This is a genomic window from Pseudomonas massiliensis (assembly GCF_000826105.1).
Taxonomy (GTDB): domain Bacteria; phylum Pseudomonadota; class Gammaproteobacteria; order Pseudomonadales; family Pseudomonadaceae; genus Aquipseudomonas; species Aquipseudomonas massiliensis.
Map to the genome: position 1 here is coordinate 625,120 of NZ_CCYK01000007.1, position 12,146 is coordinate 637,265.

12 protein-coding genes are annotated in these 12,146 nt (G+C 63.2%); 7 read left to right on the forward strand and 5 right to left on the reverse strand.

Features of this window, described 5'->3' with window-relative positions; genetic code table 11:
* Positions 1–61 precede the first annotated feature (61 nt).
* The 7 genes from lepA (at position 62) to pdxJ (ending at position 6,353) form a co-directional block, all read left to right on the forward strand.
* Entirely contained in the window at positions 62–1,858 is a 1,797-nt protein-coding gene (lepA, locus tag BN1188_RS13710) for a translation elongation factor 4 (protein ID WP_040262017.1), read from the forward strand.
* Between the two features lie 9 nt (positions 1,859–1,867).
* Positions 1,868–2,725 (forward strand): signal peptidase I, encoded by an 858-nt coding sequence (gene lepB / locus BN1188_RS13715; protein WP_040262018.1) that lies wholly within the window; start codon positions 1,868–1,870, stop codon positions 2,723–2,725.
* A 79-nt stretch (positions 2,726–2,804) separates the two neighbouring features.
* Entirely contained in the window at positions 2,805–3,182 is a 378-nt protein-coding gene (locus tag BN1188_RS13720) for a DUF4845 domain-containing protein (RefSeq protein ID WP_040262019.1), read from the forward strand.
* A gap of 11 nt (positions 3,183–3,193) precedes the next feature.
* Entirely contained in the window at positions 3,194–3,871 is a 678-nt protein-coding gene (rnc, locus tag BN1188_RS13725; protein WP_088776236.1) for a ribonuclease III, read from the forward strand.
* A complete protein-coding gene (era, locus tag BN1188_RS13730) occupies positions 3,864–4,766 on the forward strand; it encodes a GTPase Era (RefSeq protein ID WP_040262021.1) in 903 nt (300 codons plus the stop codon). Before rnc ends, era begins: the two co-directional genes overlap by 8 nt.
* Positions 4,747–5,436 (forward strand): DNA repair protein RecO, encoded by a 690-nt coding sequence (gene recO, locus BN1188_RS13735; protein ID WP_040262022.1) that lies wholly within the window; start codon positions 4,747–4,749, stop codon positions 5,434–5,436. The genes era and recO overlap by 20 nt, the downstream gene beginning before the upstream one ends.
* A gap of 164 nt (positions 5,437–5,600) precedes the next feature.
* Positions 5,601–6,353, forward strand: coding sequence for a pyridoxine 5'-phosphate synthase (gene pdxJ / locus BN1188_RS13740; protein WP_040262023.1), 753 nt, complete (start codon positions 5,601–5,603; stop codon positions 6,351–6,353).
* An 18-nt stretch (positions 6,354–6,371) separates the two neighbouring features.
* Here the strand turns inward: pdxJ and nadE are convergent, their stop codons facing one another.
* From nadE to lon, 5 genes are all read right to left on the reverse strand, one after another.
* Positions 6,372–7,202 (reverse strand): ammonia-dependent NAD(+) synthetase, encoded by an 831-nt coding sequence (gene nadE, locus BN1188_RS13745; protein ID WP_040262024.1) that lies wholly within the window; start codon positions 7,200–7,202, stop codon positions 6,372–6,374.
* Positions 7,203–7,327: 125 nt separating this feature from the next.
* A complete protein-coding gene (gene cmoB, locus BN1188_RS13750; RefSeq protein WP_040262025.1) occupies positions 7,328–8,290 on the reverse strand; it encodes a tRNA 5-methoxyuridine(34)/uridine 5-oxyacetic acid(34) synthase CmoB in 963 nt (320 codons plus the stop codon).
* On the reverse strand, positions 8,287–9,030 hold the full coding sequence (gene cmoA, locus BN1188_RS13755) for a carboxy-S-adenosyl-L-methionine synthase CmoA (protein ID WP_040262026.1): 744 nt from the start codon (positions 9,028–9,030) through the stop codon (positions 8,287–8,289). Before cmoA ends, cmoB begins: the two co-directional genes overlap by 4 nt.
* 95 nt (positions 9,031–9,125) lie before the next feature.
* Positions 9,126–9,545 carry a protease inhibitor I42 family protein gene (locus tag BN1188_RS13760; protein WP_052469275.1) on the reverse strand — a complete coding sequence of 140 codons (420 nt, stop codon included), beginning with the start codon at positions 9,543–9,545 and terminating at the stop codon, positions 9,126–9,128.
* A 68-nt stretch (positions 9,546–9,613) separates the two neighbouring features.
* On the reverse strand, positions 9,614–12,046 hold the full coding sequence (lon, locus tag BN1188_RS13765) for an endopeptidase La (protein ID WP_040262027.1): 2,433 nt from the start codon (positions 12,044–12,046) through the stop codon (positions 9,614–9,616).
* Positions 12,047–12,146 lie beyond the last annotated feature (100 nt).

The following is a 12,146-nucleotide window of genomic DNA, read 5'->3' on the forward strand; positions in this document are numbered from 1 at the left end:
GTACAATGCCCGGCTATTTTTTGTCGGGCGCCCGGCCCAAGGCCTTCTCGAGTGTTGATCCGTGAGTGATTTGAGTCATATCCGCAATTTCTCCATCATCGCCCACATCGACCATGGCAAGTCGACCCTGGCCGATCGATTCATCCAGATGTGCGGCGGCCTCGCCGACCGAGAGATGGAAGCCCAGGTGCTGGACTCCATGGACCTGGAGCGCGAGCGCGGGATCACCATCAAGGCCCACAGCGTCACGCTGCACTACAAGGCCAAGGACGGTAAAACCTACCAGCTCAACTTCATCGACACCCCCGGCCACGTGGACTTCACCTACGAGGTCAGCCGTTCCCTGGCGGCCTGCGAGGGCGCGCTGCTGGTGGTGGACGCGGGGCAGGGCGTGGAAGCGCAGTCCGTCGCCAACTGCTATACCGCCATCGAGCAGGGCCTGGAGGTCATGCCGGTATTGAACAAGATGGACCTGCCCCAGGCCGATCCTGACCGGGTGAAGGACGAAATCGAGAAGATCATCGGCATCGACGCCACCGACGCGGTCGCCTGCAGCGCCAAGAGCGGCATGGGCGTGGACGACGTGCTCGAGCGCCTGGTGCAGACCATCCCGGCTCCCGAAGGCGACATCGAGGCCCCACTGCAGGCCCTGATCATCGATTCCTGGTTCGACAATTACCTGGGCGTGGTTTCCCTGGTACGCGTGCGCCATGGCCGAGTGAAGAAAGGCGACAAGATCCTGGTCAAGTCCACCGGCAAGACCCACCTGGTGGACAGCGTCGGGGTGTTCACGCCCAAGCACACGCCTACCGCGGACCTCAAGGCAGGCGAGGTCGGCTTCATCATCGGTAGCATCAAGGACATCCACGGCGCGCCGGTGGGGGACACCCTGACGCTCTCCACCACGCCGGACGTGGAAGTGCTGCCAGGCTTCAAGCGCATCCAGCCCCAGGTGTACGCCGGCCTGTTCCCCACCAGTTCGGACGATTTCGAGGACTTCCGCGAGGCCTTGCAGAAGCTGACGCTCAACGATTCCTCGCTGCAATACCAGCCGGAAAGCTCCGATGCGCTGGGCTTCGGCTTCCGCTGCGGCTTCCTCGGCATGCTGCACATGGAAATCATCCAGGAGCGCCTGGAGCGCGAGTATGACCTGGACCTGATCACCACCGCGCCGAGCGTGATCTATGAAGTGAAGATGAAGAACGGCGAGACGATCTACGTCGACAACCCGTCCAAGCTTCCCGACATCTCGTCGGTGGAGGACTTCCGCGAACCTATCGTCGAAGCCACCATCCTTGTGCCTCAGGAGCACCTGGGGAACGTCATTACGCTGTGCATCGAAAAGCGTGGCGTGCAACGAGACATGCAGTTCCTGGGCAGTCAGGTGCAGGTGCGTTATGACCTGCCCATGAACGAAGTGGTGCTGGATTTCTTCGACCGCCTCAAGTCCACCAGCCGTGGCTATGCCTCGCTGGACTACCACTTCGACCGCTATCAGTCGGCGAACCTGGTGAAGCTGGACGTGCTGATCAATGGCGACAAGGTCGATGCCCTGGCGCTGATCGTGCATCGGGACAACGCCCACTACAAGGGGCGGGCCCTGACCGAAAAAATGAAGGAGCTGATTCCTCGGCAGATGTTCGACGTGGCGATCCAGGCGGCCATTGGCGGCCAGATCATCGCTCGAACCACTGTAAAGGCACTCAGGAAGAACGTTCTGGCCAAGTGCTACGGTGGCGACGTGAGCCGCAAGCGCAAGCTGTTGGAAAAGCAGAAGGCTGGTAAGAAACGCATGAAACAGGTCGGCAACGTGGAGATTCCACAGGAAGCCTTCCTCGCCGTGCTCAGGTTGGAATGATCAGGTCCTATGTCTTTAAACTTCCCGCTGTTGTTGGTAATCCTCGTGGCCGTGTGCGGCCTGCTGGGTCTGCTTGACCTTGTGTACTACGCACCACGGCGGCGTGCTGCCATTGCGAATTATCAGGGCAGCGTGGCTCAGCCGGAGCCCGCTGTGCTGGATCAACTGAACAAGGAACCGCTGCTGGTGGAGTACGGGAAATCCTTTTTCCCGGTACTGTTCATCGTATTGGTGCTGCGTTCGTTCCTGGTCGAGCCCTTCCAGATCCCGTCGGGGTCCATGAAGCCGACCCTGGAAGTGGGCGATTTCATCCTGGTGAACAAGTTCTCCTATGGCATTCGCCTGCCGGTGCTGGACACCAAGGTGATCGACATCGGCGATCCGCAACGGGGCGACGTGATGGTATTCCGCTACCCCAGCGACCCCTCGGTGAACTACATCAAGCGGGTGATCGGCGTACCTGGCGACACCATCCGCTACACCAGCGACAAGCATCTGTATGTCAATGGCGCACCGGTGGACGAGCAGATGGTCGGCACCACCTTCGACCCACACTTGGGCGAGGTTGGCGTGTACAAGGAGCACATCGGCGAGGCCGAGCACCTGATCCACAAGCAGATGGCGGCCTATCGCATGCTGCCTGGGGGGCAATGGACGGTTCCGGCCGGGCATTACTTCATGATGGGCGACAACCGCGACAACTCCAACGACAGCCGCTATTGGGATGACGCGCGCATTCCCAAGGACCTGCTCGGCATGGTCCCCGACCACAACATCGTCGGCAAGGCATTCGCCGTATGGATGAGCTGGCCGGAACCGAAGACTCGGCACCTGCCAACCCTCGAGCGCGTAGGTCTGATCAAGTAACGCGCGGTTTCCCCTTGGCGTCGCGCCGTGCATGGCGCCCTCGCCAGTTTTCCCGACATCCGGCAGGCGAGGGTCTAGCATGAAAGCAGTAAGGTCCCAACGAGGACTTTCTCTGATTGGCGGGCTGTTCCTTCTGGCCGCGCTGGCGCTGGTCGTGATGGCTGGCGCCCGGCTGGGGCCCCATTACATGGATTACTGGGCGTTGAAGAAAGCCATGGACAAGGCCGCCAGCGACCCCGCCACCAAGGTTACCGATGGCGATGAATACTTCGACTACGTGAACCGCAGTTTGCAGATCAATAACATCCGGGATCTGGATTTGAAAAAAGCGTTGAACATCACTGAACAGTCCGGCGCCCTCGTGGCCCGCCTGGCCTACGAGCGGCGGGAGCACCTGCTGGGCAATGTCGACATGGTGGTCAGCTTCGATCACCAAAGCAGTGTGCGTCTGCCGTGAATCAGTCGCCTCTGAACCGTCTCGAGCGCCAGCTCGGCTACAGCTTCAAGAACAAGGAACTGATGCTGCTGGCCTTGACCCATCGAAGCTTCGCCGGTCGTAACAACGAGCGACTGGAATTCCTCGGCGATGCCATCCTCAATTTCGTCGCGGGCGAGGCCTTGTACGAGCGCTTCCCCCAGGCTCGGGAAGGCCAGCTTTCCCGCCTGCGGGCACGCCTGGTCAAAGGCGAAACCCTGGCATTGCTGGCCCGTGGCTTCGACCTGGGCGAGTACTTGCGCCTTGGCTCCGGTGAGCTGAAAAGCGGTGGCTTCCGTCGCGAGTCCATCCTCGCCGACGCGCTGGAAGCGCTGATCGGTGCCATCTACCTGGACGCCGACATGGAGACGGCCCGCGAGCGCGTCCTGGCCTGGCTGGCCGGTGAGTTCGACAGCCTGACCCTGGTGGACACCAACAAAGACCCCAAGACCCGCCTGCAGGAGTTCCTGCAATCCCGCGCCTGCGAGCTGCCTCGCTACGAGGTGGTGGATATCCAGGGCGAACCGCACTGCCGCACCTTTTTCGTGGAATGCGAAGTGGCGTTGCTCAACGAAAAAAGCCGAGGGCAGGGCGTAAGCCGGCGTATCGCCGAGCAGGTCGCCGCCGCGGCCGCGCTGATCGCCCTTGGCGTGGAGAATGGCAATGACTGATACCCCGGAAAGCCGTTGTGGCTATGTAGCGATCGTAGGTCGCCCCAACGTGGGCAAGTCCACACTGATCAACCACATCCTCGGCCAGAAGCTGGCCATCACGTCGCGCAAGCCGCAGACCACGCGCCACACCATGCTCGGCATCAAGACCGAAGGGCATGTGCAGGCGGTATACGTGGATACGCCCGGCATGCACAAGGCCAACGACAAGGCACTGAACCGTTACATGAACAGGACTGCCTCGGCCGCGCTCAAGGACGTGGACGTGGTCATCTTCGTAGTGGACCGCACGCGCTGGACCGACGAAGACCAGCTGGTCCTGGAGCGAGTGCAGTTCGTTCAGGGCCCGGTAATCCTGGCCATCAACAAGACCGATCGGCTCGAAGACAAGGCCGCGCTCATCCCTCACCTGGAATGGTTGCAGCAGCAGCTGCCAAAGGCCGAGGTGGTGCCCATCTCCGCCCAGCAGGGCCATAACCTGGACACCCTGGAAGCCCTGATCGGCAATTACCTGCCTGAAAACGAGCATTTCTTCCCGGAAGACCAGATCACCGATCGCAGTAGCCGCTTCCTGGCCGCTGAGCTTGTGCGTGAAAAGATCATGCGCCAGCTGGGGGCCGAACTGCCTTACCAGATCACCGTCGAGATCGAGGAGTTCAAGCAGCAGGGCGCAACCTTGCATATCCACGCTCTGATCCTGGTGGAGCGCGACGGCCAGAAGAAAATCATCATCGGCGACAAGGGCGAGCGGATCAAACGCATCGGCATGGAGGCTCGCAAGGACATGGAGCAGATGTTCGATGCCAAGGTGATGCTCAACCTCTGGGTGAAGGTGAAAGGCGGTTGGTCCGACGACGAGCGGGCGCTGCGCTCCCTTGGCTACGGCGACGTCTGACCCGCAGCCGGCCTATGTGCTGCATGCCCGGCCCTACCGGGAAACCAGCGCACTGGTGGATTTCCTGACCCCTGGGGGGCGGGTGCGTGGCGTGTTGCGCGGTGCCCGGGGCAAGGCCGGCAGCCTGGCACGCCCTTTCGTACCCCTGGCGGTGGAATTTCGCGGCAAGGGCGAGCTGCGCAGCGTCAGCCGCCTGGAGGCTACCGGCAACAGCCCCTGGCTGGTCGGAGAGGCGCTGTTCAGCGGGTTGTATCTCAACGAACTGCTGGTTCGCCTGCTGCCGTTGGAAGACCCCCATCCTCGCCTGTATGAACACTATGCCCAGACTCTGCAAGCGCTCGCCCAAGGCCGTGCCTTGGAGCCCTTGCTGCGGGCGTTCGAATGGCGGCTGCTGGACGAGCTGGGCTACGCCTTCGCTCTCGACCGCGACAGCCAGGGCGAGCCCATAGCCGTGGACGGTCTTTACCGCCTGAGCGCGGATGAGGGGCTTGAACGGGTATTCAGCTTCGCCCCCGGGCTGTTCAGCGGCGCTGACCTCTTGGCCATGGCCGTCGCTGATTGGGAAGCCGCCGGGGCCCTGCTGGCCGCCAAGCGCCTGATGCGTCAGGCGCTGGCGGCTCACTTGGGCAGCAAGCCCCTGATGAGCCGGGAGCTGTTTCGCAAACCTTGAAGTCTGTCACTTGCAGGACGCAGCGAAGCTGCCGAATGCCAGGCCGGCCTGGCGCCCAATTGCTGAACTGACGCTGGGTTCCACAAGGTGTCGCCAGCTTCGCTGGCTCCTACCGGTCATGCTCACTTATCCTGTGCACACTTACTGCCAGGAGCATTTCTTCCGTGAATACCCCCAACCGCATCCTATTGGGCGTGAACGTCGATCACGTCGCTACCCTGCGTCAGGCCCGCGGTACTCGTTATCCAGACCCGGTCAAGGCCGCGCTGGACGCCGAACAGGCCGGCGCCGACGGTATCACCGTGCATTTGCGTGAAGACCGCAGACACATCCAGGAGCGGGACGTGCTCGTGCTCAAGGAGGTGATGCAGACCCGCATGAACTTCGAGATGGGCGTTACCGAGGCCATGCTGGCGTTCGCCGAGCGCCTGCGGCCCGAGCACGTGTGCCTCGTACCCGAAACCCGCCAGGAACTGACCACGGAAGGCGGGCTGGATGTGGCAGGCCAAGAGGAGCGTATTCGGGGCGCGGTTGAACGGCTCAGCGCAGTCGGCAGTGAAGTGTCGCTCTTTATCGACGCCGATCCAGCCCAGATCGAGGCCAGCGCGCGGGTCGGGGCGCCGGCCATCGAGCTGCACACCGGCCGCTACGCCGATGCCCATACCCCTGAGGAGGCCGCCGCCGAGTTGCAACGGATCGCCGAAGGGGTCGCTCAGGGCCGAGCGCTAGGCTTGGTCGTCAATGCCGGCCATGGCTTGCATTACCACAACGTGGAGCCCATCGCCGCCATTCCTGGCATCAATGAACTGAACATTGGGCACGCCTTGGTGGCCCATGCCTTGTTCGTAGGCTTCCCGGCCGCGGTCGCCGAAATGAAAGCCTTGATCATCGCTGCCGCGGACCGCGCCAAGGCCTGACCTGGCGCGGCCTGTCAATCACTCGGGCGCGTACGGCAGGCGGCGCTTGTGCGCTGTCTTGTCGTAGGTGCGCACGATGGTGTCATAGGCATGCTGGCTGACTTCCCGGCCTTGGAGGAAGGCATCGATGTCCTTGTAGGTGACGCCGTGGGCATCTTCGTCAGGCTTGCCAGGGGTGAGCTCTTCCAGGTCGGCGGTGGGCACCTTCAGATAGAGCTTCTCGGCTGCCCCCAGGTACTTGGCGATGTCCCGTACCTGGCCTTTGACCAGCCCTTCCAGCGGGGTAAGGTCGCAAGCCCCGTCACCGAACTTGGTGAAGAACCCCATCACCGCCTCGGCGGCGTGGTCGGTACCGATCACCAGGCCGTCGTTGGCGTTGGCGATGGCGTATTGGGCCACCATGCGGATGCGTGCCTTGGTGTTGCCACGCACGAAGTCGCGGCGGGCATCGCTTAATTTCGAGATGGCGTCCAGTTCAGCATCCAGGCCTTTCACCGCATCGGCGATGTTGACGGTCACTTCCTGATCAGCCTTGATGAACTGCATGGCCGCCGCAGCATCGACTTCGTCAAGTTGCTGGCCATAGGGCAGACGCACGGCGATGAATTTATAGCTGGCGTCGCCCGTTTCCTGACGCAGCTCTTCCACCGCCAGTTGGGCCAGACGGCCGGCCGTGCTTGAGTCCACCCCGCCGCTGATGCCCAGCACCAGGGCCTTGAGGCCGGAATTGCGCAGCGTCTGCTTGATGAAAGCCTTGCGCCGCTCGACTTCGGCGGCCAGGGCCGCCTCGTCGGCGAAGGGGGGAATGACATTCAACGCGGCAGCGATTTCGGCCTGGCGGTTGCTCATGGGGTCGACCTCCTGTGAAGGCCAGCGGAGCTGGCGAAAACCTGTAGACAAGCGTGAAGCCTACCTTGATCCACGGGATTTCGCCCGCGCTAGCACTTCGGCCCTTGAGGCCGGCGGGCCGCGTTTCAGCCCGGCTTGCGCGCCGTCATCACCGCCCGCAGGGGCGCTGGCAGGCCTTCCACCGTCTTGCTGTGGTCTTCGGGGTCCAGGAAGTGCTCCAGGGACTGGTAACGCATCCACTCGGTGCTGCGTTGCTCATCCGGCGTGGTATGGCTGATGTCCACGCATTTGACGTCCTCGAAGCCTGCCCGCTGCAGCCACAGTGCCAGGGCGTCGGGGGAGGGGAGGAACCAGACGTTGCGCATTTGCGCGTAGCGGTCTTCCGGCACCAGTACCCGCTGTTCGTCGCCGCGCACCACCAGGGTTTCCAGTACCAGCTCGCCGCCCTTGACCAGGCAATCCTTGAGGGCGAACAGGTGATCGATGGGCGAGCGGCGGTGATAGAGCACGCCCATGGAGAACACCGTGTCGAAACCTTGCAGGTTCGGTGGCAGGTCTTCCAGCGCCAGGGGCAGGTGCCAGGCCGGTAACTCGGGAAGGTACTGGCGCAGGGCCTGGAACTGGCAGAAGAACAGCCAGTTGGGGTCGATGCCGATCACGCTCTCGGCCCCAGCGCCTAGCATGCGCCATTGGTAATAGCCATTGCCGCAGCCGACGTCCAGCACCCGTTTGCCCTGAAGGTTCAGGTGCGGCGCCACCCGGGCCCATTTCCAGTCGGAGCGCCATTCCGTGTCCACATGCACGCCGAACAGGTGAAAAGGCCCTTTGCGCCAGGGGCTGAGGCCCATCAGGGCGTCATGCAGACGCTGGCGTGCGCTGTCGTCGCAGGCTCCTCCCAGGGTCACGCTGTCAGCCAGGTCCACGATGCTGGCGGTGAGCTCCGGCAAGGACTTGAGCGCGGCCTGCCAACGAGCCAGGTCGCCGTGCCCCTTTTCCAGCCGACGATCGAGGTCGGCCTGCAAGCCGTTGGCCCATTGAGCCAAGGGCGAACCCGCCAGGCGCTGTACGAGTGGAGACAGGTCGATCATGGCAGGGCGATCATCGAAGCGAAGTTAAGGCACTGGAACCACGGCACCACCTTGCTAAATCCCGCCGCCAGCAGCCGCTCACGGTGCTGTTCGAAGCTGTCGGGCTTCATCACGTGCTCGATGGCGCTGCGTTTCTGGGCGATTTCCAGCTCGCTGTAGCCATTGGCGCGCTTGAAATCCAGGTGCAGCTCGTTTAGCAGTTCGTGCGCCTGGGCATCTTCGAAGCGCAGTTTCTCCGACAGCAGCAGCGCGCCGCCGGGGACCAGTGCCTGACGGATGCGGGTCAGCAAACCCAGGCGCTGATCGGGCGCAATGAACTGCAGGGTGAAATTCAGGGCCACCACAGAGGCCGGCTGGAATTCGACGGCCAGAATATCCGCTTCCACGACCTGCACGGGCAACAGCTCCTGAAACATGGAATCCTGCGCTCGCAGGTATTCACCGCAGCGCTGCGCCATGGCCGGCGAGTTGTCCATGGCGATCACCTCGCAGCCTGGCGCGCGCACGTGCCGGCGCAGGGCCTGGGTCACCGCCCCCAGTGAGGCGCCAAGGTCATAGAGACAGGTATGGGGCTGGGCGAACCGCGCTGCCAGCACGCCCAGGTTCTCGACAATGGCCGGATAGCCGGGCACCGACCGCTTGATCATGTCAGGGAACACGCGCACCACATCCTCGTTGAAGACGAAGTCGGGCACCGCGGCCAGGGGTTGGGCGAACAGACGATCGGAAGATTCAGGCACGGAGGTCTACAGGCACTTCAGGGAAAGCGCGGGATTTTAGGACTAGCCGGGATCAGCCACAAGCCGCAATGCGTGAGTGGCGACGGAACAGGGGGTTACTCGACCCGGATGGCGCAGTCGAAGGTCTGGACCGGCTTGACCTCGGGCGCCCAGGGCTGTTGCAGCACCAGGATCAGGTGCCCTTCGCCAGGACCCTCGGCCCGATACCGCCACAGCGATTGCCCGGCGGCACCGACGATGCCAGCGTCCTCGGCGTTGGTGTACACCTCGGGGCCGAGGCTACGCAGCACGCCCGGGGCCGGGTTCTGCACCAGCCAGCGATAGCCGGTGGTGGGATTGCTGGGCAGGGTAAGGATCACCAATTGCCCTTTGGCCAGCGCCACCGGGCATTGCGACTGCTTGCTCAGCTCGAATGCCACCGAAGGGTCCGGCCCATGTCGGCCGGCACAGCCAGCGAGCAGGGCAAGAGCCACCGATACAGTGCGCAGCGAGGGGAGGGCAGTCAGCGAAGGCATCGTCAGGCATCCAGGCAGAGGCGATGCCCGCCAGCATAGCTCAGGCGGGCGTTGCGGTTAAGCGTGTGTCAGAACAGCACCTTGGCCACGTCCGCGAAGCGCTTGGCGAAGTGCACGGTCAAGCCTTCCTTCAGATAGTCAGGCAGCTCCTGGAAGTTGCCGCGGTTCGCCTCCGGCAGGATCAGCTCGTTGAGCTTCTGCCGACGCGCCGCGATCACTTTCTCGCGCACCCCGCCGATGGGCAGCACGTGGCCGGTGAGGGTCAGCTCGCCGGTCATGGCCACGCCCTTCTTCGGCGCCTGGTTGCGCGCCAGCGAGAGCAGGGCGCTGGCCATGGTGATGCCGGCGCTGGGGCCATCTTTCGGGGTAGCCCCTTCCGGCACGTGCAGGTGGACGAAGGCTTCGTTGAAGAAAGCCGGGTCGCCGCCGAAGGTCTTGAGATTGGAGCTGATGTAGCTGTAGGCGATCTCCGCGGATTCCTTCATCACCTCCCCCAATTGCCCGGTGAGCTTGAAGCCACGGTTCAGGCTATGGATGCGGTTCGCCTCGATGGGCAAGGTGGCGCCGCCCATGCTGGTCCAGGCCAGCCCGGTGATCACGCCTACCCCGGCGAGTACCTGCTCGCTGCGGAACACGGGCATGCCCAGGTAGCTTTCCAGTTCCTTGGGGCCGACCTTGACCACGGCATCGGGTTGCTCCAGCAGCTTGACCACTGCCTTGCGCACCACCTTGCCCAGCTGTTTCTCCAACTGCCGCACGCCGGCCTCGCGGGCATAGCCCTCGATGACCAGGCGCAGGGCGCTGTCGCTGATGCTCAGGCTGCTCCTGGCCACCCCGGCCTTTTCCAGTTGCTTGGGCCACAGGTGCTTCTTGGCGATGGCCAGTTTTTCCTCGGTGATGTAGCCGGAAAGCCGAATGACTTCCATACGGTCGAGCAAGGGGCCTGGGATCGAGTCCAGGGTATTGGCGGTGCACACGAACAATACCTTGGACAGGTCCAGGCGCAGGTCCAGGTAGTGGTCCAGAAAATCCACGTTCTGTTCCGGGTCCAGGGTTTCCAGCAAGGCCGAGGCCGGATCGCCCTGGTAGCTCTGGCCCATCTTGTCGATCTCGTCGAGCATGATCACCGGGTTCATCACTTCCACGTCCTTGAGCGCCTGCACCAGCTTGCCCGGCTGGGCCCCGATGTAGGTGCGGCGATGGCCCTTGATCTCGGCCTCGTCGCGCATGCCGCCGACACTGAAGCGATAGAACGGCCGGCCCAGGGACTCGGCGATGGACTTGCCGATGCTGGTCTTGCCTACGCCAGGCGGGCCCACCAGCAGCACGATGGAGCCGCTGATTTCGCCCTTGTAGGCACCCACCGCGAGGAATTCCAGGATACGGCTCTTGATGTCGCCCAGGCCGGAATGATGGGCATCCAGCACCTTGCGGGCGTGCTTGAGGTCAAGCTTGTCCTTGCCGTACACCCCCCAGGGCAGGGCCGTGGCCCAGTCCAGGTAGTTGCGGGTCACCGCGTATTCCGGTGAGCCGGTTTCCAGGATGGCCAGCTTGCCCAGTTCTTCGTCGATGCGCTTGCGGGCCGCGGGCGGTAGGGTCTTGCCCTCCAGACGCTGCTCGAACTGCTCCAGGTCGGCGCTGCGGTCATCCTTGGTCAGCCCCAGCTCCTGCTGGATGACCTTGAGCTGCTCCTTGAGGAAGAACTGCCGCTGGTGCTCGCCGATCTGGCGATTCACCTCGGCGGAAATTTCTTTCTGCAGCCGTGCGACCTCGACCTCCTTGCGCAGCATGGGCAACACCCGCTCCATGCGCTTGAGCATGGGCACGCAATCGAGCACCTGCTGCAGTTCGGCGCCGGTGGCGGAGGTCAGGGCCGCGGCGAAGTCGGTGAGCGGCGAAGGGTCGTTGGGGCTGAAGCGGTTGAGGTAGTTCTTCAGCTCTTCGCTGTACAGGGGGTTGAGCGGCAACAGCTCCTTGATGGCATTGATCAGCGCCATGCCGTAGGCCTTGATCTCGTCCGTGGGTTCGGCCGGCTGCGAAGGGTATTCAACCTCCACCAGGTAGGGCGGGCGGTGATGCTTGAGCCAGGTGCGGATGCGCACCCGGGACAGCCCCTGGGCCACGAACTGCAGCTTGCCATCCTCGCGGCTGGCGTGGTGGATCTTCACCAGGGTGCCGTAGAGGGGCAGGGTAGAGGTGTCCAGGTGGCGAGGATCCTCGGCCGGCGTTTCCATGTAGAACAGCGCCAGGGAGTGGTGAGGTGTCTTGGCCACCAGGTCCAGGGTCTCGGCCCAAGGCTCTTCGTTGACGATGACCGGCAGCACCTGAGCCGGGAAGAACGGCCGGTTATGGATCGGGATGACGTAGACCTTGTCCGGCAGATGCTGCCCGGGCAACACCAGCTCGGTACTGGAGGTGGTGGAATGCTCCACCTGCTCAGCCCCTTGATTGGGCTCGCTGGATACGTTTGGCTGATCCTTCACGGAATCCTGATCGCTCATGGGGCACCTGCGGCAATGGCTATGAACGCTTAGATGGGGCGCGGCACGGGCGGTTTCAATGGCAAGGGTGAAGGAATGCCGATCTGGGCCGATAACCATG